At 43.9% G+C, this 23,896-nt stretch carries 24 protein-coding genes; 10 read left to right on the top strand and 14 right to left on the bottom strand.

Annotated elements, in window-relative coordinates:
* The first annotated feature begins 381 nt into the window (after window positions 1-381).
* Window positions 382-1,482, top strand: coding sequence for a DUF3179 domain-containing (seleno)protein (locus tag FFR00_RS04820; protein WP_137672232.1), 1,101 nt, complete (start codon window positions 382-384; stop codon window positions 1,480-1,482).
* Between the two features lie 81 nt (window positions 1,483-1,563).
* Here the strand turns inward: FFR00_RS04820 and nadN are convergent, their stop codons facing one another.
* The 6 genes from nadN to FFR00_RS04790 form a co-directional block, all read right to left on the bottom strand.
* Window positions 1,564-3,411 carry an NAD nucleotidase gene (nadN, locus tag FFR00_RS04815; protein ID WP_137672231.1) on the bottom strand — a complete coding sequence of 616 codons (1,848 nt, stop codon included), beginning with the start codon at window positions 3,409-3,411 and terminating at the stop codon, window positions 1,564-1,566.
* Between the two features lie 436 nt (window positions 3,412-3,847).
* On the bottom strand, window positions 3,848-4,135 hold the full coding sequence (locus FFR00_RS04810) for an immunity protein Tsi6 family protein (RefSeq protein ID WP_137672230.1): 288 nt from the start codon (window positions 4,133-4,135) through the stop codon (window positions 3,848-3,850).
* Window positions 4,136-4,244: 109 nt separating this feature from the next.
* Window positions 4,245-4,754: a hypothetical protein gene (locus FFR00_RS04805; RefSeq protein WP_137672229.1), complete on the bottom strand. Its 510-nt coding sequence runs from the start codon at window positions 4,752-4,754 to the stop codon at window positions 4,245-4,247.
* A gap of 10 nt (window positions 4,755-4,764) precedes the next feature.
* The gene (locus FFR00_RS04800) at window positions 4,765-6,078 is read right to left on the bottom strand and encodes a hypothetical protein (protein WP_137672228.1); all 1,314 of its coding nucleotides are present in this window, start codon (window positions 6,076-6,078) and stop codon (window positions 4,765-4,767) included.
* A 329-nt stretch (window positions 6,079-6,407) separates the two neighbouring features.
* Window positions 6,408-6,863: a NifB/NifX family molybdenum-iron cluster-binding protein gene (locus FFR00_RS04795; RefSeq protein WP_137672227.1), complete on the bottom strand. Its 456-nt coding sequence runs from the start codon at window positions 6,861-6,863 to the stop codon at window positions 6,408-6,410.
* 13 nt (window positions 6,864-6,876) lie between these two features.
* A complete protein-coding gene (locus FFR00_RS04790; RefSeq protein WP_137672226.1) occupies window positions 6,877-7,164 on the bottom strand; it encodes a DUF134 domain-containing protein in 288 nt (95 codons plus the stop codon).
* A 121-nt stretch (window positions 7,165-7,285) separates the two neighbouring features.
* Between FFR00_RS04790 and FFR00_RS04785 the strand changes: the two genes are divergently transcribed.
* The 6 genes from FFR00_RS04785 (at window position 7,286) to FFR00_RS22010 (ending at window position 11,813) form a co-directional block, all read left to right on the top strand.
* Entirely contained in the window at window positions 7,286-7,699 is a 414-nt protein-coding gene (locus FFR00_RS04785) for a PaaI family thioesterase (protein ID WP_201798694.1), read from the top strand.
* Window positions 7,700-7,880: 181 nt separating this feature from the next.
* A complete protein-coding gene (locus FFR00_RS04780; RefSeq protein ID WP_137672225.1) occupies window positions 7,881-8,597 on the top strand; it encodes a hypothetical protein in 717 nt (238 codons plus the stop codon).
* A 103-nt stretch (window positions 8,598-8,700) separates the two neighbouring features.
* On the top strand, window positions 8,701-9,306 hold the full coding sequence (locus FFR00_RS04775) for a GyrI-like domain-containing protein (protein WP_137672224.1): 606 nt from the start codon (window positions 8,701-8,703) through the stop codon (window positions 9,304-9,306).
* A 35-nt stretch (window positions 9,307-9,341) separates the two neighbouring features.
* The gene (locus FFR00_RS04770; protein ID WP_137672223.1) at window positions 9,342-9,791 is read left to right on the top strand and encodes an NUDIX pyrophosphatase; all 450 of its coding nucleotides are present in this window, start codon (window positions 9,342-9,344) and stop codon (window positions 9,789-9,791) included.
* 290 nt (window positions 9,792-10,081) lie between these two features.
* The gene (locus FFR00_RS04765) at window positions 10,082-10,651 is read left to right on the top strand and encodes a CAP domain-containing protein (RefSeq protein WP_137672222.1); all 570 of its coding nucleotides are present in this window, start codon (window positions 10,082-10,084) and stop codon (window positions 10,649-10,651) included.
* Window positions 10,652-11,153: 502 nt separating this feature from the next.
* Complete coding sequence (locus FFR00_RS22010) at window positions 11,154-11,813, top strand: CAP domain-containing protein (protein WP_137672221.1); 660 nt, start codon at window positions 11,154-11,156, stop codon at window positions 11,811-11,813.
* 88 nt (window positions 11,814-11,901) lie between these two features.
* On the opposite strand, the gene FFR00_RS04755 is transcribed toward FFR00_RS22010, so the two are convergent.
* The 4 genes from FFR00_RS04755 to FFR00_RS04740 form a co-directional block, all read right to left on the bottom strand.
* Window positions 11,902-12,693 carry a PKD domain-containing protein gene (locus FFR00_RS04755; RefSeq protein ID WP_137672220.1) on the bottom strand — a complete coding sequence of 264 codons (792 nt, stop codon included), beginning with the start codon at window positions 12,691-12,693 and terminating at the stop codon, window positions 11,902-11,904.
* A gap of 39 nt (window positions 12,694-12,732) precedes the next feature.
* Window positions 12,733-14,463 (bottom strand): metallophosphoesterase family protein, encoded by a 1,731-nt coding sequence (locus FFR00_RS04750; protein ID WP_137672219.1) that lies wholly within the window; start codon window positions 14,461-14,463, stop codon window positions 12,733-12,735.
* A gap of 530 nt (window positions 14,464-14,993) precedes the next feature.
* Window positions 14,994-15,512, bottom strand: coding sequence for a disulfide bond formation protein DsbB (gene dsbB / locus FFR00_RS04745; protein WP_137672218.1), 519 nt, complete (start codon window positions 15,510-15,512; stop codon window positions 14,994-14,996).
* A 57-nt stretch (window positions 15,513-15,569) separates the two neighbouring features.
* Entirely contained in the window at window positions 15,570-16,163 is a 594-nt protein-coding gene (locus FFR00_RS04740; protein ID WP_137672217.1) for a TetR/AcrR family transcriptional regulator, read from the bottom strand.
* Between the two features lie 157 nt (window positions 16,164-16,320).
* Here FFR00_RS04740 and FFR00_RS04735 point away from each other — a divergent pair, with 157 nt between their 5' ends.
* Both FFR00_RS04735 and FFR00_RS04730 read left to right on the top strand, forming a co-directional pair.
* Window positions 16,321-17,007 (top strand): haloacid dehalogenase type II, encoded by a 687-nt coding sequence (locus FFR00_RS04735; RefSeq protein WP_137672216.1) that lies wholly within the window; start codon window positions 16,321-16,323, stop codon window positions 17,005-17,007.
* A 106-nt stretch (window positions 17,008-17,113) separates the two neighbouring features.
* The gene (locus tag FFR00_RS04730; RefSeq protein WP_137672215.1) at window positions 17,114-17,704 is read left to right on the top strand and encodes a sugar O-acetyltransferase; all 591 of its coding nucleotides are present in this window, start codon (window positions 17,114-17,116) and stop codon (window positions 17,702-17,704) included.
* Window positions 17,705-17,993: 289 nt separating this feature from the next.
* On the opposite strand, the gene FFR00_RS04725 is transcribed toward FFR00_RS04730, so the two are convergent.
* Together FFR00_RS04725 and FFR00_RS04720 are read right to left on the bottom strand one after the other, a co-directional pair.
* Window positions 17,994-19,496, bottom strand: a complete 1,503-nt coding sequence (locus tag FFR00_RS04725; RefSeq protein ID WP_137672214.1) for a lytic polysaccharide monooxygenase — start codon at window positions 19,494-19,496, stop codon at window positions 17,994-17,996.
* A gap of 396 nt (window positions 19,497-19,892) precedes the next feature.
* Window positions 19,893-20,195: a helix-turn-helix transcriptional regulator gene (locus tag FFR00_RS04720; protein WP_137672213.1), complete on the bottom strand. Its 303-nt coding sequence runs from the start codon at window positions 20,193-20,195 to the stop codon at window positions 19,893-19,895.
* Window positions 20,196-20,300: 105 nt separating this feature from the next.
* Here FFR00_RS04720 and FFR00_RS04715 point away from each other — a divergent pair, with 105 nt between their 5' ends.
* Window positions 20,301-21,221, top strand: coding sequence for a permease (locus FFR00_RS04715; protein WP_137672212.1), 921 nt, complete (start codon window positions 20,301-20,303; stop codon window positions 21,219-21,221).
* Between the two features lie 153 nt (window positions 21,222-21,374).
* Here the strand turns inward: FFR00_RS04715 and FFR00_RS04710 are convergent, their stop codons facing one another.
* Both FFR00_RS04710 and FFR00_RS04705 read right to left on the bottom strand, forming a co-directional pair.
* Window positions 21,375-22,694, bottom strand: a complete 1,320-nt coding sequence (locus FFR00_RS04710; RefSeq protein WP_137672211.1) for a ferric reductase-like transmembrane domain-containing protein — start codon at window positions 22,692-22,694, stop codon at window positions 21,375-21,377.
* 167 nt (window positions 22,695-22,861) lie between these two features.
* Window positions 22,862-23,860 carry a zinc-binding alcohol dehydrogenase family protein gene (locus tag FFR00_RS04705; RefSeq protein WP_137672210.1) on the bottom strand — a complete coding sequence of 333 codons (999 nt, stop codon included), beginning with the start codon at window positions 23,858-23,860 and terminating at the stop codon, window positions 22,862-22,864.
* Window positions 23,861-23,896: the final 36 nt, after the last annotated feature.

Below are 23,896 nucleotides of genomic sequence, written 5' to 3'. Positions count from 1 at the left end.
TGTTTGTCCTTCAATTTTACCTTACTCCTCTTTATTCCTAGTGCTTTGTTGCTATCTCCTTACTCGCCGTCTTTCTATTGTTTCATTTATCGCAATAATCGATTCCGCTCAGCCTACTTACTCGATAATCGGAGTGTGAGTAAGCTTGCCTTATGAATTAGCAACGCGCTAATTAGGTTGCCTTTAAAGCTGCTGAATGCGCTGAAGAGGCAGGCCAATCGCAAGCAACTCGATGACGTTTTAGCCAAGTGTTTATGCAGTAAAGTTAAAGCAGAGAGGTGAGAGAAGATACGTTGGTTAGCTTGTGATTTTGGTATTTGGGCTCTGAACACCATGGGTGTTACCAAGCCTAGCATTTGAATTTAACGAAAGGGTATCCGAATGAGTAAATCAAAGTTAAAGATTATTTTTTATAGTTTAGCGGTGTTAATCGTATTGGTTAGTGTAGGTTCTGCAATTGGTGTTACTGAGCCTGGGCAAAAGTTTGGCACCGACAGAAGCATTGTTATTTGGTTGCTCGAGCATCGAGTATTGGTGGGTGTAGTCAATGTATTGATGATGCTAGGTTTATGCTTAATTAACCTAAAAAGTAAATTCTGGCCACGTTCGGTGATGCTTGCATGCTCAAGCTTAGTGGCTCTAGGCATTTGGTGTAGTAATTACGCTACCCAAACGGTGTTTCCGTCAAAGCAGCACAATGCTGAGTACTTTGATGTGAGATATGCAGATACGGTATTACCAGACGATCAAGTGATGTATGTGGTGCAGGTAGGTGACGACGTTCGAATGTTCCCTCGCGAGCATTTACAAATCCCCCATATTGCTGGCTGGAATGTAGATGGCACCGACTACACCATGACCTTTTGTGGTTTATCTAACCTGCCAGTAGTGATTGAAGCAGATTATGGTTTAGGTGAATCTGACCTAAATGTATCGATTCAAACCCACAACAATTTAATCTTTAAAGACACCAACACTGGCGTGTTTTTACAGCAAATTACGATGGAATCAGAGTTTACCGATCACAAACCAACACAGGTGCCTAATACCTTAATGTCTTGGTCGGCAGCTCGAGAGCTTTACCCAAATGGCCAAGTATTTATTTATCACTATGACCGTCCTTTAGACAAGATGATTAACACTGCGTTTCAAGATGCGTTAGACGTACAGTTTGATAAAGAGCGAGAAGATGAAGCTGCTTTTCCCACCTTGCGTTTAGACGATGCGCGTTATAACCAGAAAGAACTGATATTTGGTTACGACGGCGGAGATTTTCAATTTGCTTTTAGCATTGATGATGCGCGGACTTTTGGAGGCGAAACCTTTGAGGTTGCAGGCCAAGAACTAAGAATAGAATATGATGCTGAACACGACTTTGCATACTTGGTAGATGGTGATGGCGAGCAATTACCTACCCACAATGGTTTGTTCTGGATGGTATGGTCACACTGGTTTCCTGAAACGATAACCTTAAATAGCTAGATGCATATTTGAGTAATATAAACCGATGAATCGATAGAAAAAAGCCCGCTGTAGCGGGCTTTTTAGTGTGAGTAAGTCGCTCTAGTTTTGCAGGTTGCCGTCTACATCGTAGAACATTTGAGTGCTGTAGTTTTCAAGTGGAAGTTTGTCGATAGTGCTGCGGCGTTCTACATAATCAACAAATGATTGTGCGTAATCGAGGAAGCTATCTTCAAACTTACTTTCGTCTGCTGCTATGTCGGCAAAGCTAAAGTAACCGTCGCGGCCGCCAGCAATATAGTCGTTAGTGACGACGGTAAGGCTGGCATCATCAGTTAAAACAACCCAATCAGTTGTGCCTTTGGCTTTCACTTCTATATCGTATAAACGGGAACCGGCCGCTTGTGACATATCTACTTTGTAGCGCAGGCCTGCTGCGTAAGGGTAAGCACCGGTAGAGCCGTCTGGGTCTAGGGCATAATCTACCGCTTCGTTCAGTACTGTTTTGATTTCTGCACCGGTCATTTCTAGATAAACAAGGGTATTAGCAAAGGGCAGTAAGGTGTATGCATCACCAATGGTGTAATTGCCTTGCGGTACGTCGTTACGCACTCCGCCTGCGTTTTGAATCGATACATCGCCACGAATCGCTTGCTCTAAAAATGCTTGAGCCACCAAGTTTGAAATGTCTGAGCCATTCGCGCTAGTGGCTGATACATCACAAAGGGTGCTACGGCCTTGGCCTGGGATACGCTCAAAACATAGGTTTTGCGCTACATCGCCCACAACCGCTTGTTTTAGTACGTCTACTTCTTCTGCATATACGGCTAGTACGGCAGCTGCGTTGGCGTCTGGCGTTACGATAGACAGATTAGTGTTTGCTGTTACTTGCGCAGTGACGGCATCTCGGTCTGCGCCTGTAAGCTCAACACGAGTACCAGTGCTGTCTTTACGTTTAAAACTGTCGGCCAGCATTAAGTGTGGCGTACCCGTACAGCTTGCTAATTTGCCGTTGCCGTCAAATGTTACGGCTAGATCTCCTACTACCGCAGAGTATTGCCACGCTTGGGCGACACAAACAGGGTCGCCGTCTAAGTTGGTTAGCATGGTGGGGTAATCGCCTTGGGTATTTAGGCCTAGGTCGGCAAAGTCACCCAATAGTGTGTGCGAGTCACCACCAATAATCACGTCTACGCCGCTAAGCTTAGCGGCTAGCTCTACATCGTTTTTATACTGGTAGTGAGTAAGCAAAATAATGTTGTTTACGCCTTGGCCCTTTAGCTCATCAATGTACATTTGGGCGGTAGTGGTTTCATCATGAAAGAGGGTGGTGGCGTCTGGGCTTGAAGAGTTCTTGGTTTTAGTTGCAATGTCGATACCAATAATACCTACCTTGGCATCACCAAAAGACTTAATCATATAAGGTTGGAAGTAGTCCCAACGGGTAACGGGAGCGAGCGGCGATACGCCAACTTCAGGCTCTACATTCGCGGCTAATACTTGAGTTTGACAAGTTGGGCTGTAAAGAAACTCTAAGAATGTTTTAAGGCCAGCGTCGCCGCCATCAAACTCGTGGTTACCAAGGGCAAAAGCATCAAAACATACTTCGTTCATCAGTGCTGCGTCGGCTTCACCTTTAAACAAGGTGTAGTAAAGATCGCCAGTAATTGCATCACCCGCATGCAGCTTCAACACATTGTCTTTGCTGGCGGCGAGTTCATTTATTTTTGCGACTACTTTAGGGAAACCACCTACCGATACACGCGTCGCTTCGCCAGTTAAGGTTAGGTCTATACCTGTGTCAGCCTGCAGGTGAGAATGATGATCGTTAATGTGCAAAACATTAATGGTAAGCGGTTGGGCTGGCGTAGTGGTGTTGTCATTATCGTTACATGCAGCTAACACCAAGCCGAGTGGCATTATGGCAAGCCATTCCTTGCGAAAATTCATCTTTACTAAATCCTTCTAGATGGAAAACTCTAGACCTTAGTGTTAGTTGATGAACACTAGATGAACTATTTTTGTCTTTTTTATGTCGCGGTGATAATCAAAATGGACTCACTTGATGTTTACTGGCATTGAAGGGTAATAAGCCTTCACGAGTTTGATACTTTAAAGGCAAGTCATCTACGTCGATGGCTATTTTTATTGTGCCATTCAATAGTTGCTCGCACAAAGTCAACACTTGTCCAGTTACATCAAATTGATCATTAATCGGTGTATATGTTTTTAGAATATGAGTTTTTAACTCACTAGCCTGCCTGTTAGCTTTTTCAGGCCAATATCGATGAAGCGGCCTGTTTTATAATCCACTTTAACTCTTTGAGTGCTCATGTCATTGTGGAGTGTTTAGCAATAGACAATGATATTTTATGTGCTGCGGTTTTTATTGATAGTCCTCGGGGTATAGGTGCGATGTAACTTCATCTAAAAGCCCTTTTAATTTTAGTTCTTCTGGAGAGGCAAAGTTTCTTGAAGCAAGAACCCCATAGGTAAATGTCTTCCCTTTAGGGAGGCTAGTTCTAGGGTTGCGTCCTTGTTTAGCTTCATCCGATATAAACGTTAATTGCGCTAATATCGAGTCGTAAATGGCTTCCTCAATAGATGAGATGTTTTTCTTTGAAAACTCAACTAGCGCTAGGCCTGATGACGCTGAAAGCTTCGAATAATTCATTTGAACTTCCCTTTGCTTTAGGAATGCAGCTAACATCAGCTGAGTCTTCGAACTCAGAACAACGGTTGTGATTTTGCTCTATTAACGTCAATACATGTTTCTTGGATGTTTATAACTCGCCGCGATCAATTTTTTCAGCAATTACCTTAAGGTTGTCTAGCAAGCCCTCATCAAATAGCATTTTATCGGTAAAGCAAAACTCCTGTTGGCCTTCTCCCCCGAAGTTACTATGTAGATTTCGGCTTGCATTTGCCAAGGCGTAGCCAGAAGTACCAAACCAGCGACTAGTGACAAGCTTTTCACCGTCAATTACTTCACTAAATGTGAGCTCTTCCCTTTTCAAGCCGCCCTCAGCCTCTGTTCTCATAAACTTCTGTTCAATAGCATTGATGAACCACTGAAGACCGCTTTTGGGTATTTCAATATCGGTACCGCCAGTCACCCTTTCAGGCTTTCCATTTATTGAAGGGAAAATGCCTTTTGATGCCAGTACTAAATAATCGTGCTGTAATAACAAGTAGAAGAAACGATATTTACCGTTAGACCTTAGTGATTTAAAGTTTAAAACGGTGTCTGGGTTGTTATCTAATTCATCAACACGTAAGTTTTCAAATTTCATTAAAACTACCTTATAAATCAATTCGCTTAATTGCCCCTAGGCTCTCTAACTTGCCTAGTTGTTGTGGGTTTTTATCGTAAGTAAACACTTCAACAGGGCCATAAGCGATATGACTAGTGACATTGGTATCACGGGTCATTCCATTACCTGTGAAAATTTCCCACGCGCTAATTTTTGTCGCGATGTCATGCCGCTTGCTCAAAAGCTTGGCAGTGTCGACATCGTAACCTAGCTCGTTAATGGCATAATCAATTCTGTCGTCAGGGGTATCCATGTCGACTCCTGCATCCCAAGCATTATTAGCAAACTCTTCATACTTAGGGGCAAAGTCCTCATTCATCACTTTGTTAGCAATGTTTGGGTCGATCCCCATATCAGGGTTACCTGCAATCATCTGCTTCATGTTATCAAATGTTGGAATGACAGAAACAACATCACCAGCATCGGCAACTTTTTGCTTATCTATAAGCAACATGGTGTATGTTTTTTCAGGCTTATATCGAGTACCAAAAGCGTTTAATAAAAGCTCAGCATCACTATCGGCATGTTCTACTTGGTTCATTGGTGCGGTCCATGTTACTGCTCGACCACCTTTTACTTGGCCAATGGTTCCTGAGTCTCCTGAATGAGCGGTTTCAATTATCCTAACAAGAATATTTTCGTTAAGACCGTTTTCTACTATGGCTAATTTGTCTTCTAGAGTATAAGGCGTTTTGGGAAGAGCAGAATTTGCTGCCTTAGCGTCGGTAATCGCGGTTTTAGCTATTTTTAAACGAGTGCTTGCTTCGTTGATTGTTTGGGCTGGGTTTAACCGCTTAGGTGCCGTTTTTGCTTGTTTCTGCTGGCTAGAACTTGGAGGCTGAGATGATTGTTGCTCAACCTTACCACCTTGGCCTAAAGTTTCCTTGGCTGGAGTGGCCCGAGGGGCAGCGCTTTTCTCTGGCAAAGTCGCTACAGGAATACCGCCTTCGGTATCTGTTGGGGCATTGCCTGCAAAGCTTTCACCCTTATACACTTTTACTTCGCCACTGATAATGGCTTTACTTAACCAGGCATGTTTTTGCTGCTCAGTTTTATGGTTAGCCATAAAATCGCCAGCTATGTTGGAATAGAGTTTGTTTACGTCAAACTGGTAACCCCACATGGTGCTATGGTTTTGCAGCAAGGATTCAGCCCAATAAGCATCTATGCAGCTGTGGAGTTGTTCACCTTGATGACGTGCGCTGCTATGCCGAGGAACAAAAACGTAAGACTGGCCAAAGGCATCGACTAACAAGGTTTGGTTGAATTTGGATTGCTGAACGAAATTAGCGTGTGGCTGCATACTTGCTTCCTTTATAGCTAATTAGTTTGTCTACCTTAAACATGCGATTCCTTGCCTGTTTGTTGTTCGATATTAACTGCAAAATCAATAAAGTGGGGATGCTATCAGTCTAGTGAGTTATGAGTCAATATTGATGTTGAGAAACTCATCAAAGTAGCTGTGAGGAATAAGAAAATTTGTGCGAATTACCAAAGTGCTCATAGATAGGTTTGGGGGAAATCTATTGACGATAAAGGGAAGTCTGTAACTTTATAAGGGGGAGTTGCTAAGCAAAGAAAGTGACAGACTTTGTTGGAACGGGTTAATTCATCTAGTTAGCCAATAATGGTTTAGCTACAGCAGGCCTTTCCTGAGCGACTGGATCTATGGTGGCGTTTATTTGATTGGCCACAACAGCGATTGGCTTGTTGGCGGTCTTCGCAATGATGGTTTTTATTGTACTGAGTAGAAGCGCGCCCTTGGCTAGGGTGGTTAAGTTCTAACAAGTCACTGGTGGTGGCTGCTTTTACTTCGGTTTTCTGGCCTACTTGAAAGACTTTAATGCCAGCCTTTAATAGTTTGGCTAAGGCGCGCTCCCCAATATTACGCACAATCACCACCTCGGTTTTCATGGTTTGTAATTGAGTGATAATGGCGCTTTTATCACTGCAAGAGGCTTCAGCGTTGGCCGCTGGATTCTCCCAGTTGGCAATTAAGCTATTGTTGTGGGTAAAAAATGAAAATTGCTCTGCTTTAGAAAAGTGATTAGCGACTAAAGCTTGGTCATTTGCTACGGCATAAATCATGGTTTGCTTCCTTTTATTCAATATTCTCTTCTTCAAATAGTAGTGCGCTGCCTTCTATTAAGCTGGCGGCTACCTTGTATCTCGCCTGATTAACAATGTTGCCAAAGGTTTGCCGTGATACACCCATTTGATCTGCGGCGGCTTGTTGGCTCATATTGTGGTAATCGGCTAGGCGCAGTGCTTCTAGCTCTTCGGGCAGAATGTTTATTTTGTTTAATTTGCTCATCGGTACGCCGTTAGGTTTAAAGCAACGGTGGGCGGGAGCGCCCCCAATACGGCGGCATTTCTTTGGTCTAGGCATTTTTGCTCCTAATGTGATGAGTTAACCATACACAAGTAATTGGCATATGCCAATTACTTGTGTGATTTATTTATGGCATATGCTATTAATGGAGACTAAATATTGCTTAGGGAAATAATCAGTGAATAAGCTACAACCCGCGAACCACCAACATTGCATCGCTTGTGGTGATCCGCAACTAAACACCTATTCCATGGGGGTGACGTTCTCACTAAATCAACTAAAAGAAGCATGGGCAACGGTAAAGCTTGGGGATAGGTATCAAGGTTATAGTGGGGTGTTACATGGCGGTGTTATCAGCACTTTATTAGACGACGCAATGGTGAATCGATTGTTCTTTGAAGGAGTAGAGGCAATGACCGCCGAGCTAAAGGTTCGCTTTGTTAGGCCTATACCTGTGAGTCAAACCTTACGCTTAAGTGCTCAGCTTGTTGGCGAGCGCAGAGGCATTTATTCGCTCACTGCATCGTTATGTGTCGATCAGCTGATTTATGCCAAAGCCCAAGCTAAGTTTATTGCCTCTGGTCCGCGCTAATCTAACTTGAAGTGCGTTAATTAGTAGAGGGAGTGCCTAATCGACTTAGGCTAACAGTTTGGCTTTAAGGTCCTCGTTGCCTAAAAAAATACCGTTGTTTTATGCTTTTCTATAGACAAGCAGCGTTGAGCTACACCACTACTTTTATTGTGTAAGTGGTTATGAGAGCAAAGGCAACAAAATGAAAAAACTAATCACATATGCAATCTTAGCGTTACTGGCCATTGTTAGCGGTTGTAAAGAACAGGGGAGCGTTAACCTTTGTTCAAAAAATGCCAACGCGAGTTCGTGTAACAGCAACAATACCGGCGGCAATAAAGGCGGCCAACCTATTAACCCCAACAACACATTGAATACTGCAGGGATTTACCGTGACACTGCCGACGATCATGTTGCTGTGGTGAGCAGCAATGGACGAGTATTATTTTGGGATGACTATTACACTGACCGCGAAGTGGAACAGCGTGGCTTAGTGCGTATTTCTGTGCAAGCAAACACCGAGTATACAGAAGACAGCGCCTGCCAATATCCTTCTGGTTATTTGGCTAGCCATGTTTACAGCTTCACGCCGATACAAGATAAAGCCGTGCAGTTTAGTACTAATTGTGGGGATGCCCGGTTCTATACTAAGCGCCCAAGCAAACAAACCCTGACAATGACGACTGCCGACAATAGTGGTTTATATAGCGCTGCAGGAGAGTACTTAGAAATTGCGGATTTAACCCTCATCAATACCGATGGCATGCAGGCCACATTGGCTGATAATGGTCAACTTAAGTTTAATCACCCCTATACGGACTGCGAGCAAGAATACCTTGTAGATGAAACCAGTTTGGTCATTCTTAGCAGCCCAAATTGCGAGGCCACCGGTTTTGTTTCAGGCTTTTATCAGCCATAACATAAGGTAACTACTTAACTACAGTAACAGCACGAGAGCTGTGTTTTGCGGTATGCTGACGGTATTCATATCGTTGTTGGTTTATCACCCTTAGAGTACAAGCATGAGCAAAATAGACTTTAAAAAAGAATTAAAGCAGTGTTATCGCCCTTCAGCTAAAAAAGTGGCGCTAGTCGATGTGCCGACCATGAATTTTTTAATGGTAGATGGGCAGGGTGAGCCTGGCTCTGAACGTTACCAAGCAGCGGTAGAGGCGCTGTTTTCACTCGCCTATACCCTTAAGTTTATGATTAAGAAGAGCGTGGGAATTGATTACGCAGTAATGCCGCTGGAAGGCCTGTGGTGGGCGGAAGATATGAGTGACTTTGTAAACGACAACAAGGCTAATTGGATTTGGACGATGATGATTATGCAGCCAGAGTGGGTGACCACGGAGCGGGTAGCTGAGGCGATAAAACAAGTCAACACCAAGAAAAATTTGGCCGCTATAGATCTAGTTCGCTTTGCTGAGTTTACTGAAGGTAAATGTGCACAAACTCTACATGTGGGGCCGTTTTCTGAAGAGGGGCCAACGGTAGAGCGGGTTCATCAATTTATTAGCGATAGTGGCAGTCAACTGCGGGGTAAACATCATGAAATTTACTTGTCTGACATTCGCCGCGCGGCACCAGAAAACTGGAAAACAGTGATTCGCCAAGCCATGGTTTAAGGTTATTACCATTAAGACTTAAGGAGACGTTAAAGATGATTCCGCTAGATACGTCGATTGTTTCTGGAGTGGCTTTATCGCAATTTAATAGCCAAACCAAAATGCTGTTAATGAAGCGCAGCAAGGGCAATTATTGGTGCCATGTAGCCGGCCATATAGAGGGCGACGAGAAGGCGTGGCAAGCAATGGTGCGCGAGTTTAAAGAAGAAACTCAGATAGAGGTCACTCAGCTTTACAACGGGCAGATTCTTGAGCAGTTTTTTGAAGCCAACAGCAATGTAATGCAAGTTATTCCGGTGTTTGTGGTGATCTGTCCTCCAAACCAAGCTGTGGTATTAAATCACGAACATACCGACTATCGTTGGGTGGGAATTGAAGAGGCTCAATCCATGGTGCCGTTTCCTAATCAACGCGAAGTGTATCAGCATGTTTGGCAGCACTTTGTATTAGCCCACCCACACCCTTTATACGCAGTAGATATTTAATCTATTTACAAGTAGTAGCGGAGAGTTTGTGATTGCTTTTTAGCATCGCGCCAGTTACTGAGTGGCTTCGAATATTTACTCAAATGGCTGTTGCTGCGTTGGTCTACAGGTTATATAGAAGCGTCTATTTAAGCTAACAGGGCGAATAGTTTGATATTTTTTATTGATGAAAAATTCATGGATTTTGCCATCTCAATGTGTTTTTATGCCTTATTAATTTAATTGTTAGTGAGTACTTAATGTCTCTAAAGGGCTTGTTTTCACTGACTTTACGCATGATAAGGATGTGCATGTCTCGTTTTATATTATTATTGTTGTTAATAGGGCTTAGTGGCTGTGGTGGTTCATCTGACTCTGGCGAGCCCACACCAAATCAACCTAACGATCCGGTTAATCCAGAAGAACCTGCAGAGCCAACAGAGCCAACAGAGCCAACAGACAATACCCTTCAAGCTCGTATGTTAGAGGCCGTAAACCAAGCACGAAGTATAGGGCGTAACTGTGGTAGCGACTATTACCCTGCGGTAGCCTCGCTAAGTTCCAACCTAAGTTTGCAACTCGCCGCTGAAGAGCACTCAAACAATATGGCCAATTACGATTTCTTTTCTCATACCGGACTAGACGGATCTAGCTCAGCCACTCGCGCTACGGCGCACGGTTATAGCTGGTCTTACGTTGGCGAAAATATTGCTGCGGGGCAACGCACTTTAGAAAGCGCGATGTCCGGTTGGTTAAGCAGCACCGGCCACTGCAAAAATATTATGAATGCTAACTACACTGAGCTAGGTGCCGCTATGAGTGAAAACAGCAGCAGTAGTTATGGCCGGTATTGGACTCAGGTATTTGGAGCGCAACGCTGAGAAAAGCAATAAGCAATGAGTTTCTGATTAAAAGCCTAGCTAGCTGGGCTTTCACTTTATAAAAGTCTGTTTGATACATATTGAGTGTGTAAACACAGCAGGCTCAGAACTCTAATTAGCATTTAAAGGTACCGAGAGGCTTAATCATTTGTTGGTGAGCTACATTGCCAAGCAAATCGTAGCGCTTTTCATGTTTAACATCCGCTCCCTACAATGAATCTTAGGATAATCTTCTTAATATTAATGGCTTATAGGTGTTATTGATAATTTAATTATAAACATAATCAAGATCATGTTTTTTGATTTGTAGTTATGTAATATTTTTATCCCTTGTAAAAGTAGAGCGTTATTGCAAGCTTTTATGAGGAAAACCAAATAGTTAGTGAACGCTTATGGTTACCGAGGGATCGTATAGCACAGTGTATAGCTGTTACCAGCTTGATGTGTAGTTAATGATCCCTTGGCTTAGGAGCCTCACTACCCAGACGATATAAGGAAATATATGTCATTCTTTAAATTTTTATTGTTATTACTTGGCCTTAGTGGGCCTGCTGACCCTGTTGAACCCACTGATCCTGGCGGCCAAGATCCTAGTGAGCCAACCAATCCGGTTGACCCTAGCGATCCGGTTGATCCCATTGACCCTGAGGACCCGGTGTTGCCAACAGATCCTGTGGACCCTGTTGAGCCAACGGACCCGGTTGATCCCGTTGACCCAATCGAACCAAGTGATCCAGTAGAAGATACTATTCAAGCTAGAATGCTAGAAGCAGTAAATGAAGCGCGAAGTGTAGGGCGTAACTGTGGCGGTACTTATTACCCAGCCGTTGAGCCATTAAGTTCTAACTTAAGTTTGCAGTTGGCTGCCGAAGAGCACTCAACTAACATGGCAAACTATAACTTTTTCTCACATACCGGATTAGACGGCTCTAGCCCTTCTAGCCGTGCCAGAGGGCAGGGTTACAACTCGTCTTACGTGGGCGAAAATATTGCTGCAGGTAACCGTACCTTAGATGATGCAATGTCTAGCTGGTTAAAAAGCAGCGGTCACTGTTCAAACATCATGAGTGCTAACTACACCGAGCTAGGTGCAGGCATGAGCGAAAACAGCAGCAGTACTTATGGCCAATATTGGACTCAAGTTTTTGGCGCGCAATACTAAAATAAGAAAAGTGCTAAATGGTTAACGGCTAACAGTTTTAAGCCCAGAGCTTTGTGCTCTGGGATTTTTGATTATTGGTAAAGGGGGTTTACAACTTTGTGACTCGATATTGTCGAGTATGGTCAGTGAGGGTAATTTGATACAAACCCGGTCCTTGAGAAAGGGCAATATTGGCGCGCTCGTTACTGTGGGTTTCTCCATCAGCTTGGTCATCGCCATACCATTTTCCGTTGGCGTAAAATTTGAAACTGGGCTGGCTATCGGTAACGTTCACTATCAGTTGCCAGGTATTGTCGCCGATTAAGTTCATCGCGGTTTTTCCCCAACTGTTTGCAGTTCCACGAAAATCAACGCTCTCAAAATCTTTTTTGTAGTTAGCTGATTGATCAAGCACCGTCACCACTACGCTGTCGGTAGCTCTATTTCCTTGGTTATCTTTAACGGTAAGCGTTACCGGAAAACTGCCCAGTTCTGAGTAGACCTTGCTGGCAGACACTCCGGTTAAGCCGTTTGACCATTGGTAACTAATAATAGAGCCACTTAAGGCTTGTGAATCGCTGCCATCAAAGCTCACAGTGTCGCCTTGATTCACATTAATATCTGGACCTGCATTAGCAATTAAGGCCAGTTTACTATAACTCAGAGTATCCATGAGCTGCTTGCTTCTGTCGTCGCCAGAGCGGTAACCAGAAGGCTGAACTTTGTCGCCCACGCTACCCATACCATAGGTTTTCAGCTCAAAATTATTGGCCGAAACATTGATGATGCTAAAGCCAATTTCGTAAGCGGTACCGCTGCTGTTATGCGGGTAAAACGCCAATTGGTGCATGTTGCTACTGGTAGTATTTCGAGGCCATTGACCAGCAGGAGCGGCAATCATATACCCCACACCTTTATCAGCGGTTCGGCCATAACCCGATTAATTAAAATCTAAAGTGTTACTGGTTGCATGTACTGGTTTTAGGCGCTGGTATTCGTGCACGTGGCCAGTAATAGACCAATCTAATTTGTGATTAAAATAATCAGTATATGGGCGGACAAAAGCCACTTCACTTTTGCCGCCTGCAGGGTTAATAGGTGGCACATGAAAATAAGCAAAACTCCAAGGGCAGGCCTGTGCTTTGTTTACCTCTTGCTGTAGCCAGTTGGCTTGCGTTGCTGCATTGTTGCCGTTATCTCGTTCTGGATGACGGCCATAAAAAACCGGGATTTCTGAGTTAACGCTCATGAAACAAGCATTACCATAGCTAAAGCTGTAATAGTCTGGGTAGCTCATATCTGGAGACAGATAAAAGTATTTTCTAAATGAACGGGTATCTTCGGCATTGCTCCAGTATTGCTCTGAATCACTGACCCCGATATTACCTGGTGTATCGTGATTCCCCATTGCTGGCATGATGGGCTTAGAAGCAAACAGCTGTTGGCCTTTATCAAAAAATACTTTCCACCAGTAAAAGCGTTCAGAGCTATGGCTAACATCGTCTTTTACCATGTCGCCTACGGTAATAATAAAGTCAAAGTCGTCCATGTGCTCACTGCTAATGGCTTGGGCAATATCGTGCCAGCGCTGTTCGCCTTGTTCATCTTGCATGTCACCCACCACTAAAAAGCGGCTGTAATCCATATTGGTACTCGCGGTTTTAAATGCGTATTCAGCAGAAAACTTACCGGTTGGCCCAATTACCTTGTATTGATATTCGGTATCGGCTTGTAAGTTGGTGAGAGTGATATGGTGAACTTTTCCCCAACCTTCGCCAAAGGGGGCTACCTCATCTTCTGTTTGTTCTATCCAGCTAGTTTGGCCAGCTGGGCGGTAAAACACCGCAGCGCTAAAGTTACTATCAGCGCCGCTTAACTCGTAGTTGATCACCATGTTACCGCTGGGGTCTAAGATGCTAGCGGTATTGTAGTCACCCGAATATTGCGGCTGAAGCAAAGTGAGGTAAGGCCCTATATAAGGTTGAAAGGGTTTATCTAAGCAAGTAGCTAAACTTTGGTACCAACGGTTTTCGCTGTAGCATCCGCTGTTGTTTCGGCTAAATTCATCATTCTTATCAATGATAAAGTTGAGTTTTAAACCGGCATCTAACTCTGCTTGATAAGCACTCGGTAAGCGCCAATAGTAATAACCACTGTCACTATCTACCAACAAGCTTTGTTGGCTATTCCAGCTGTATCCTTCTAACTGAGAAATGGCACTGCCATTAGAAATCCAAGCCCAAATAGTCGGAGTGCTGGTAAAGTCACTGGCATCAAAATAGAAGCGAGTATCTGTCGTATTAGTTTGCTGATTACTGGTGCTTGTTGCAGGGTCTTCACATTGGCTTACCGAATCAACGGTGATGGTTTTATCGCTGCTGTTAAAGCTTATTTGATAACTACCAGCTTGGCTTATTAAAAAATCATCAGCAGGGTAGCTGTCATTCCAATCGCCATAATGGTCAATTTTAAAACGGGCATTAGTGGCAGAAAATGTTTGGCAACTTTGGTGAAGGTGGGTGTTAACTTCACTCATTGCTGTACTGGCCCAGTTATTGGGTGTACCTCTAAAATGCCAGGTGTCTGCATGTACGCTTGAGATGCTTAAAAGTGCGGCTAAGCCAAGGGCTGATCGCCATGGCAAAGTCATCGACTGTTTTGCTGTTATCATTTTACATTCCTTATGTATTATCTGAGATCTCTACGGATCTTCTAGTTCCCAGTAAAATGCTAACATGGTTGAATTTTGTTCACTTGGCTTGTTGCTAATTATGAGGGTTCGCGCTTCACTCGCCCTGCTTGAAAATAGCTAGATTCCTATTGCTGAAGTCACAAATCGAAAACACACAGAATATGAGTATTAGGTCAACAGGAGTGGCTAGCACTATGGTTAGTTTGAGCTCTCCATTTAGAAGAACAGAAACTGTAGGCTTACGTGAGAGCTAATATTTACACTTTTTAATAGCGGTTCGGTTGGCCTTCTAAAGAAGAGAGTTGGATGAAACCAAGCTTAAAACAAGCCTAGTCATTTCGATTGTGTTGTTGTTCACTCGGTACAGGCTGAAAGTGAAGTGAGCAAACCTGAATATATAGTGCTGGCGGTGATACAAAGTAAAGACGACCCGCTTTATGTAATGGGCCTATAGACTAACGCTAAGCTGATCAACTCTGCTCTGCCACATTTCCGTAGTCGTTTAGAATCTAAACGGGTGTCGGCTTTGCGTAAAACTGAGCCATTACCATGACGACCAGCGCGATAAGATTAGCCGCAAAAATAATGATCAACCACTGCGGCATGCTTAGGCTTAGAAATATCCAGTCCACCACATCACAGGAGCTATAGGCTTGAAACATCCATGGCAACCATTGATCTAAGGGGGCCCAGCCTGGGAAGCTAACAAACAAATCACACGTGGCAAAGGGCGATGGATTCATTTGTAAATCAGTATGCGTTATCGACAGTTGCAAACCCCATGCTGCGCTCACTCCCCAAGCGGCAAAGCCAAGTATTCGCACTAATAGATTGTTGGGGTTTAACAAACCAATGATTGCGCCGCCAGCAATGCCTAACATGGCTACACGCTCGTAAATACACATGACGCAGGGCGGTAGCTTCATAACATGCTGGAACGCTAATGCGCATGCTTCAAAAAATACCATAAATAGCAATAAACTCAGCCAAGCTAAGCGAGTTTGGGAAAAATGATTTAAGGCCTGCATTTACTTTCCTAGTACAACAATGAACAAATATTCTAAGTGGGGGCTGGTTTAAAAATTTTACGCGGTGGTAAATGAGCTGTGTTCAAATAACTCTTCTATGAGTTGTTTGATGGGGGCATTACCATCGTGGGCGCGCGAGTATGTGCGCAAGCCAATAATTTGCACTTGCAGGTGACGGGCTAATTGGGCTGTATCTTTATCGCTTTGTAACTCGCCAGCCAATTTGGCTTCATTAAGAACTTTGGTAAATTCGGCTTCTACCTTCGCCAGCAGCTTTTTGGTTTGTTCGAGCAGTTCGGCATTGTCGTCAGTTAATTCTGCTACGGTTTTTACCAGCATACACATACCACTAGGCGCTGTTTTTCGGCTATCTATTAGTGCTTTTTTTAAAAATAACTTTAAAGCGGCAATAGGAGAGGCTGCCTCGGCTTTACAGGCGTAAAGTTGTTCTATGCTTGAGTTGGCATAGTTATCTAAGGCTTCACTAAACAAGCCTTCTTTGCTACCAAAACTGGCGTAAATACTGCCGGGGCGCATATCTATGACTTCTTGAAGGTTACGCATAGATGTAGCGTGGAAGCCTTTTTCCCAATACAACTCTGTGGCTTTTTGTACTACGTCTTGGCGATTAAATTTAGCGGAGTTAGCCATTAGCTTCACCTAGTTAAACCTTGAACAATTGTTCAATTTACATTGAGCGAACGTTCAAGTCTAGTTATAGTGGACGCTGTTTTTAAGTGCTGTCTCGCTTGTTTGCGCTACAGTTTTATTGCTAATTGATAAGTAGCCACACCAAAGGGCAATCAAAATGACAATGACTTTAGCCTTTGACGTATACGGTACGTTGATCGATACCCGTGGTGTAGAGCAACAGTTACAAGCTCTGATGGGAGAGCAAGCCCCAGCGTTTTCTCAAATGTGGCGAGACAAGCAGCTAGAATACTCGTTTCGGCGTGGCTTAATGCAAAATTACCAAAGTTTTGCAGTATGCACTGCACAAGCCCTTGATTACTGTTGCCAAGTTTTTCAAATAGCCTTAACCGCCGAGCAAAAGCAACGCTTGTTGGATGTTTATAAGGTGTTGCCAGCACATGCCGATGTAAAGCAAGGCTTGACTGAACTACAGGGCCTTGGTTTTAAAATGTTTGCCTTTTCTAATGGCAAACGTGAGGCGGTAGAGTTGTTATTAAAAACAGCTGGAATAGACCACTTATTTCTAAGTGTGGTGAGCGCCGATGACGTTCAATCATTCAAACCCAATCCCGCGGTATATGCGTATTTTTTACAGCAAGCTAATACGACTGCGGATAAGGCATGGCTGATTTCGAGCAATCCTTTTGACGTTACCGGCGCTATTTCTGCGGGCATGCAGGCAGCGTGGATTCAGCGCTCAAAACAAACGGTGTTTGACCCTTGGGAAATACAAGCCAAGTTGGTCGTGGCCAGTCTCACCGAACTTGCTGAAAACTTACCTAAGTATAAAAGCGCTGTTTAGTTATCCTCTTTTGGGTAACTATGAACTTAGGCCAAGAATCCACGGTAAAGCCTTGTTACAGTGCCAAATTATGTAACTAGATTTAGCTCATGAATGAGAGGGTGCCATGGATAGTGAAGATCAAAAACACAGCCAGCAGGTGTATTACTTTAATGAGGATATTTTTGCGGAACAAACCCAATGCCAAGAAGTTATTTATGACTATAACCAAAGTCGGCCATCGCAAATAAAGCTGCGTGAAGACTTACTAAAGCAAATCTTTGCAGAAGTGGGCGATAACTGTTTTATAGAGCCGCCCTTGCAGGCTAATTGGGGCAAGCATACCCACTTAGGCAAAAATGTTTATGCTAATTTTAATCTTACCTTGGTAGACGATACCCATATCTATATTGGTGATTCGGTGATGATAGGGCCAAATGTTACCTTGGCCACCGCCGGTCACCCTATCGACCCAGAACCGAGGCGTAAAGCGGCACAATTTAACATTGCTATCGATATTGCCAATAATGTGTGGATAGGCGCAAATACTGTGGTATTGCCGGGTATTAGCATTGGCGAAAACAGTGTGATAGGTGCTGGCAGTGTAGTAACCAAAGATATTCCGGCTAACGTGGTAGCGGTGGGGAATCCTTGTAAAGTGCTGCGAGAGATTGGTGAACACGATAAGCAGTTTTATTATAAAAACCTGCGCTTTTAAGGCCAATCATAAACCTTGCTAACGGGCTATAAAGGCAGCATAGTGCTTATAAAAAGTATTGAATTGAAGCTTGATTAACCAGCAATGTTGAACACTTACCGATTGTTACTCAGTGGTACTTGATGAAGCGAACATTGCGGCCAATATCATCGGTCGCAGAGCGCTTCTTAGCGGATGCATAGCGGCAAGGCGAGCAGTGGTTAAGCGCCGATAGCGTCGTTAAGTAAATAAATAGCACCGCATTAGCGGTGCTATTTTCAAATGATAATTAAACCTTAATTAGTAGTGACTATTGGCAAATATCACCACTAACAACTGGTACCTCTAAGTTCCCATTGCCGGATCCTTGGAAACCCACACTGATAGTTTGACCCGGCTCAATGGTGCCGTTCCACGTGGTGTTGCTTACCGTGTAAGGGCCATTTCCACTGAGTACGCCATTCCATAGCTGATTCACACTGCTGCCGTCGGCGTAAGCCCAGCTAACTTGCCAGCCGTTAATTGCCTGCTCACCAGTATTGATTAAACGGATCTCTGCGTTAAACCCAGATCCCCACTGATCAACTACCACATATTCACAACCCGCTTGGGTAGGCGGCAATGCACTAAGCACCAGTTCTTGGCTGCTGGTGGTTTCTAACAATCCATCGGATACGCTGAGCAACACCGAGTAGCTGCCTGCTGCATCGTAAGTGTGGCTTGCCAATGCGCCACTCGCTTTGTATCCATCGCCAAAGTCCCATTGGTAGCTCAGAGCATCGTTTTCGGCATCGCTTGAAGCACTTGCATCAAAGCTGGCGACTAAACCTTTGCTGCTTGCCTCAAAGCTTGCGACAGGCGCGGTATTTGCGGTAGATTTCACCGAAATGCTAATTTGCGCAGGTGCAGACTCTAAATCTTCGTTGTCTGTCACGCTAAAGCTAAAGTCGTCATCACCAATAAATCCGGCGACCGGGGTATAAGTAAGTGCAGCACCTGTGCCACTTAATGTCCCGTTTGCAGGCTGACTAAGCACTTGGTAACTGGCAATTTGGCCATTTGAATCACTGCCGCTTAAGGTAATGCTTAATGGAGTGTCTTGATTGGTGGCTAAGGTCTGCGAATCGGCAATTGGTTTACCTAAGGTGTCTTCGGCGTAGGCTAAATCAATACAGCCATGAAAACGCTCAAAGGTCCAAGAGTTACGCCCCCATTCACCGTACACTACCTGATGACCGCTGCGTTCTGGCAGGGTACAGGTGGTGGTGAAGGTAACCGCTTCTTTGTCAGATACTACCGCTGGGTTAGCATTGGGGTTGTTATCATCGTATGGCAATACACAAAACGGTTCTGTTTCAAAGTCATCCCAACTTAGGGCTTTGTTCGGGTCAAATACAAAGCCTGGTTTGGTTATCCAATAGTGAAACTCTCGCGTGTCGGAGAAGTGATTTCCCCAGCTAATGTTCCAGGTAATATCGAGTGGCCCAGCTTGAGCGGGTTGACCCGGCCAAGACGTGGCTACGTCCCAAGGTGTGGCGCCGCCTTCCCACGTTTCGCTGTCAAAACCACATACATTGGCTGGCAAAGGAGATACCACTGCACGCCCTTCGGCATGAGTCAGTACACTCATGAATTTGTAACCACCTTGCGCATCGTTGGCAAAGGCGTCGATACAATGTTGGCTAGTGGCTTGATCGGGTTTTTCGGTTAAGCCACAAAGAGCATTACGCGAGGGGGGATCTACGATTAAGCCGTGGGCAATGGCTTGGCTACTGCCAAGTATACAAAGTGAGAGTATTAGTTTGTTAGTCATGTTGTTCCCTTAACATTATTAGTATTTTTACGCTGATTCGCCAAAATGCTTGGTGAACCGGGCTTTGCCTTCACCAGCGAGTAACACGCTCGGCGTGGCAAATTAAGCTCAGCAACTACGACCACATACGTCCGTAATGTTACTTGAGTTATTTAAGGGAACTTAGTTGAGGGATGTTAGCTTATCCATGAAACAGCTTGGTAAATGAAAGTGGCGGTTTCACCAGTAAATAATAAATCAATCATTAGTCACGTTTGTGTGAGTTAACGTTAGTGATAAGAATAATATTTAATGGTTGGATTAATTATTTTTTAGTGCCATCCCCACGCTAATCACAGTTAGCAAAAATATTTTGAATGATTTTTGTACAGTGGGTGGTCGGGAATCGCTTATTCGCTAGCAAGCTTTAGTTTGTTCATCGGCACAGCATTCATCTTGTAAAAAGCTAATCACTGTTTGCAGCCGCTCAAACTCGGCTACGCAAAATAAGGTTCGACCTTCGCGTCGTTGGCTTAACAAACCGGCTGATACCAAGCTTGAAATATGATGAGAAAGCGTTGATCCCGGAATCGCTAACTTTTCTTGTAAGCCACCTACAGCAATACCGCTATAACCGGCTCTTACTACGCTTCGGTAGATACTTAAACGAGTAGGGTGGCCGAGTTCTTTTAGGGCTTTGGCAATGCTATCTGTGTTCATGAGGCTTCTCCATTAAATCTATATTTCGATATTATTAGAAATAACTTGTTTTTGTCAATGCTTGAGTATATATTTCGAATAATCTAGAAATTTGGAATTAATATAATGTTTAGCATAAATAGTGATATGGCTTGGCAAGCCTTAAATATGTTTGGTTTTTTGGCTGTAGAGCTGACCTTGCTTTTTTTAGCCATTAGCTACTTGGTGGGAGTGCTGCAGTTGTATATTCCGCCACAAAAAATTCAAAGTATTCTCAGTGCCAAAAATGGTTCGGGTTATATCGTGGCTGGCTTTTTAGGGGCAATAACACCATTTTGTTCTTGCTCAACCATTCCTTTCTTAAAGGGCTTGTTACGCGCTAAAGCAGGTTTTGGCACCATGATGGTATTTTTGTTTGCCAGCCCTTTGCTTAACCCCATTATTATTGGTTTGTTTGCGGTGACCTTTGGCTGGAAGGTCAGTGTATTTTACTTTGTGATGGCGATGGGGGTCTCTGTAGTGGCGGGCTACACCTTAGAAAAACTGGGTTTTGAGAAATATGTAAAAGCCGAGTCTTATTTAAAGCCAGAAGCCAAAAAATGCGGTTCGTCTTGTTCAGGTAAGCCAGCAGTAGAGCGTAGCAAATGGCTAAAAGTGTGGGATAGCACTTGGCAAGATTTTAAAAAAGTATTGCCTTATCTGATTGGTGGTATTGCCATTGGCTCGTTGATTTACGGCTTTATGCCAAGCGATTTAATTGCGCAGTTTGCTAGCAAAGATAACCCATTGGCAGTACCGGTTGCGGCTGTCATTGGTATACCTTTGTACATTCGTGCTGAAGCGGTTATTCCTTTAAGTGCAGCATTAGCCGCTAAAGGAATGAGCTTAGGGGCGGTAATGGCCTTGATTATTGGTAGCGCAGGTGCCAGCTTAACCGAAGTTATTTTACTTAAATCTATTTTCAAAAACCAAATGATTGCCGCGTTTTTGGTAGTGATTTTGGGCATGGCCGTTAGTGCGGGTTACTTATATGGGTATTGGTTCTAAGTACCCCAAGTATGAGTTAGCGAAATGGCTGCATGAGGGGCTAAAGATCCATGATGCGAGAGCCAACGTTAACACGCTAAATGCTTAAGCTGGAACGTTAAAAACCGACTTTTGTTAGTCGGTTTTTTATGTTTATTCTTCGCCTATTCGGCCCTAGCGCATTTCAAATAACTCGTTATGGAATTGATTGAGGTTGTAACCTTGCTTGGCTAAATCATTTTGTAAACATTGTGAGAACTTACTTGGCCCACAAAACCAGATGCTTCGTTGCATTAAATCATCGACTTCGCGTAATAGTTGGTCAGTGTTTAAGAATGCCTGGTTGCTGTTATCGATAATTTGTAACTCGATTTGAGCGCCGTTCGCTAAGTGCTGTAACTCCTCGATAAACTTCGCCTCTATGGTTTCGCTGCAATAATACAACTTAGCGAGAGGAGGTTTATCCATGGTTTGGCGCTGTTGCAAAATAGCGGTAAAAGCGGCAATGCCGATGCCGCCGGCTATCCATAGTTGCGGTGCAGAGTCACTAAAATCGAAGTTACCATAGGGACCTTCTATTTTTAGCTCTTGGCCAATGCTGAGGCGGCTTTTTAAATTAGTGGTAAAGTCTCCCAACTCTTTGATCATAAATCGTAATTGACCAGTTCCAGTGTGCGTAGAGGCAATGGTAAAAGGGTGGGGGTCTTCACCAGGAAAACCAACAAAAGCAAATTGCCCACTATTGTGGCCATGCCAGCTAGGAACGCTTAAGCGCAAATCTAGCACTTTGTCTTTGGGTAAGAGCCTAAAGTTAGCCACTTTGGCGATGTGTTGTTTGGTTTTACCTATACGCCCTACCAGGCTGTAGATTGCTGCTACGCTGCCTACCCAAATCAGCGCTAGGCAAGCGTAAGTGATTGGATAAGGCCAGTAACTGTGTTTGATTAATACTGCTGAGTGAAAGGCGATGACTAAAAAGGCTACCGACATCAGTTTGTGAGAAAAGCGAAAGCCTTTGTAGCGAATAACCCCCAGTAGAGCCACTATTACCAATACAACAATGCCATAAAAAGCCCATTCACCAACATGCTCAGCTAGCTCTTTTAATGGTTTGATTAGCGTGTACAAAGTGTCGGGGTTATTTGGTCCGCTACCTCTTACAGGTTTATCTAACACTCCGGCTCTTACCAGTTGTTTAGGAATGATGGCTAGTAGCCAATGTACTGCGCCTGTTACGACAGCTGCTATGCCAAGGTATTTGTGTAAGCGGTAAGACTTATCTAAACCTTTGGTGAGTTGCTCAATAAAGGGCAAGCGCAAAGCCAGTAACATGGTTAAGCTCATCAAACCTACCGCTAGCATTCCACTATATTGAATGAGCGCAGATCGCCATTGAAAGAAGTTTTCATAGGACAATAGAATGGGTTCTGCTTGAAGCCACAAAAGACTTAGTAGTGCTATGAACAGTGATATTGTTGCGGTTGTTTTACTCATGATTTGGCCTTACTTATCCCTTAGAGCAAGTATAAACAAGCCAATTTTTAGTTACGTAAAGCGCAGGTAAAGAAGTGTAAACATCGAGTGCTGAGTAAATCTGGATCGAACCAAACTAGGTTGATTAGTGCCTAGCTTAGCCGTTGATTAAAGGCGTATCTTTTAGATTAAAAACCTTCTAACACAATTTTACCCTTGGCCTTTTGAGACTCAATAAAGGCATGCGCTTGCTTTAGGTTGTCGGCATTTATCTGGCCAAAGTGATCACCTAAAGTGCTTTTGATTTTACCTTGGTCAATCAGTTGTGCTATTTCACCTAGAAGCTGATGTTGTTTGATCATGTCTTCTGTTTCAAACATTGAGCGGGTGTACATGAACTCCCAATGCAGAGAAATGCTTTTAGGCTTAAGTAGCTTCACGTCTAAGCTACTTGGATCGTCGATTAAACCAAACTTACCTTGTGGTTTAATCACTTTGATAATCTCTGCTAGGTGCTGATCGGTGTTGTTTAAGCTCACTACATAATCAATGTTGTTGACTTGTTTCAGTTCTTCACTGAGCGGATTACGGTGGTTAATGATTTGGTCAGCGCCTAGCTCTTTTAGCCAAGCCTGGGTTTCTGGGCGAGATGCGGTAGCAATAAGCTTAAGCTTGGTGAGCTGTTTAACCAGTTGAACCATAATAGAGCCAACACCGCCGGCCGCACCAATAATTAAAATAGATTTGTGTTGGTCACGGCTTACTTTTAAACGGTCGAACAACATTTCCCAGGCAGTAATGGCGGTAAGCGGCAGGGCAGCGGCTTTTGCGTCAGGAATGCTGGTAGGGGCTAAGCTTACAATGCGCTCGTCAACCAATTGGTATTCTGCATTACTGCCCGAGCGGGTTAAATCGCCGGCATACCATACTTTGTCACCCACCTTGAAAAAGCTGGCTTGGTCACCAACTTGCTCTACGGTGCCAACGGCATCCCAACCAATAACTTTCCATTGGCCTGTCTCGGCAGAGACATTGGCGCGGATTTTGGTATCAACAGGGTTAACCGACACGGCGGCTACTTTGATCAGTAGATCTTTCCCGCTGGCCCTAGGCTTGTCTAACTCTATGTCTTGTAAAGATAAGGTCTCGTTAATTGCTAGGGCTTGCTGATAGGCTACGGCTTTCATTGATTACTCCATTAAGGGCGAAAATGTAGATGAACT

Origin of the sequence: Agarivorans sp. Toyoura001, assembly GCF_005405585.1 — a bacterium.
Taxonomy (GTDB): domain Bacteria; phylum Pseudomonadota; class Gammaproteobacteria; order Enterobacterales; family Celerinatantimonadaceae; genus Agarivorans.
The sequence above is the reverse complement of the archived record's forward strand: the minus strand, read 5'-3'. Positions and strand labels throughout refer to the sequence as shown.

What these genes read in the sequence shown, in the direction of transcription:
- FFR00_RS04820 (WP_137672232.1), top strand. Translation starts at nt 382, where the DNA reads ATGAGTAAATCAAAGTTAAAGATTATTTTTTATAGTTTAGCGGTGTTA.
- nadN (WP_137672231.1), bottom strand. Translation starts at nt 3,411, where the DNA reads ATGAATTTTCGCAAGGAATGGCTTGCCATAATGCCACTCGGCTTGGTG.
- FFR00_RS04810 (WP_137672230.1), bottom strand. Translation starts at nt 4,135, where the DNA reads ATGAATTATTCGAAGCTTTCAGCGTCATCAGGCCTAGCGCTAGTTGAG.
- FFR00_RS04805 (WP_137672229.1), bottom strand. Translation starts at nt 4,754, where the DNA reads ATGAAATTTGAAAACTTACGTGTTGATGAATTAGATAACAACCCAGAC.
- FFR00_RS04800 (WP_137672228.1), bottom strand. Translation starts at nt 6,078, where the DNA reads ATGCAGCCACACGCTAATTTCGTTCAGCAATCCAAATTCAACCAAACC.
- FFR00_RS04795 (WP_137672227.1), bottom strand. Translation starts at nt 6,863, where the DNA reads ATGATTTATGCCGTAGCAAATGACCAAGCTTTAGTCGCTAATCACTTT.
- FFR00_RS04790 (WP_137672226.1), bottom strand. Translation starts at nt 7,164, where the DNA reads ATGCCTAGACCAAAGAAATGCCGCCGTATTGGGGGCGCTCCCGCCCAC.
- FFR00_RS04780 (WP_137672225.1), top strand. Translation starts at nt 7,881, where the DNA reads ATGAAAAAACTAATCACATATGCAATCTTAGCGTTACTGGCCATTGTT.
- FFR00_RS04775 (WP_137672224.1), top strand. Translation starts at nt 8,701, where the DNA reads ATGAGCAAAATAGACTTTAAAAAAGAATTAAAGCAGTGTTATCGCCCT.
- FFR00_RS04770 (WP_137672223.1), top strand. Translation starts at nt 9,342, where the DNA reads ATGATTCCGCTAGATACGTCGATTGTTTCTGGAGTGGCTTTATCGCAA.
- FFR00_RS04765 (WP_137672222.1), top strand. Translation starts at nt 10,082, where the DNA reads ATGTCTCGTTTTATATTATTATTGTTGTTAATAGGGCTTAGTGGCTGT.
- FFR00_RS22010 (WP_137672221.1), top strand. Translation starts at nt 11,154, where the DNA reads ATGTCATTCTTTAAATTTTTATTGTTATTACTTGGCCTTAGTGGGCCT.
- FFR00_RS04755 (WP_137672220.1), bottom strand. Translation starts at nt 12,693, where the DNA reads ATGATTGCCGCTCCTGCTGGTCAATGGCCTCGAAATACTACCAGTAGC.
- FFR00_RS04750 (WP_137672219.1), bottom strand. Translation starts at nt 14,463, where the DNA reads ATGATAACAGCAAAACAGTCGATGACTTTGCCATGGCGATCAGCCCTT.
- dsbB (WP_137672218.1), bottom strand. Translation starts at nt 15,512, where the DNA reads ATGCAGGCCTTAAATCATTTTTCCCAAACTCGCTTAGCTTGGCTGAGT.
- FFR00_RS04740 (WP_137672217.1), bottom strand. Translation starts at nt 16,163, where the DNA reads ATGGCTAACTCCGCTAAATTTAATCGCCAAGACGTAGTACAAAAAGCC.
- FFR00_RS04735 (WP_137672216.1), top strand. Translation starts at nt 16,321, where the DNA reads ATGACAATGACTTTAGCCTTTGACGTATACGGTACGTTGATCGATACC.
- FFR00_RS04730 (WP_137672215.1), top strand. Translation starts at nt 17,114, where the DNA reads ATGGATAGTGAAGATCAAAAACACAGCCAGCAGGTGTATTACTTTAAT.
- FFR00_RS04725 (WP_137672214.1), bottom strand. Translation starts at nt 19,496, where the DNA reads ATGACTAACAAACTAATACTCTCACTTTGTATACTTGGCAGTAGCCAA.
- FFR00_RS04720 (WP_137672213.1), bottom strand. Translation starts at nt 20,195, where the DNA reads ATGAACACAGATAGCATTGCCAAAGCCCTAAAAGAACTCGGCCACCCT.
- FFR00_RS04715 (WP_137672212.1), top strand. Translation starts at nt 20,301, where the DNA reads ATGTTTAGCATAAATAGTGATATGGCTTGGCAAGCCTTAAATATGTTT.
- FFR00_RS04710 (WP_137672211.1), bottom strand. Translation starts at nt 22,694, where the DNA reads ATGAGTAAAACAACCGCAACAATATCACTGTTCATAGCACTACTAAGT.
- FFR00_RS04705 (WP_137672210.1), bottom strand. Translation starts at nt 23,860, where the DNA reads ATGAAAGCCGTAGCCTATCAGCAAGCCCTAGCAATTAACGAGACCTTA.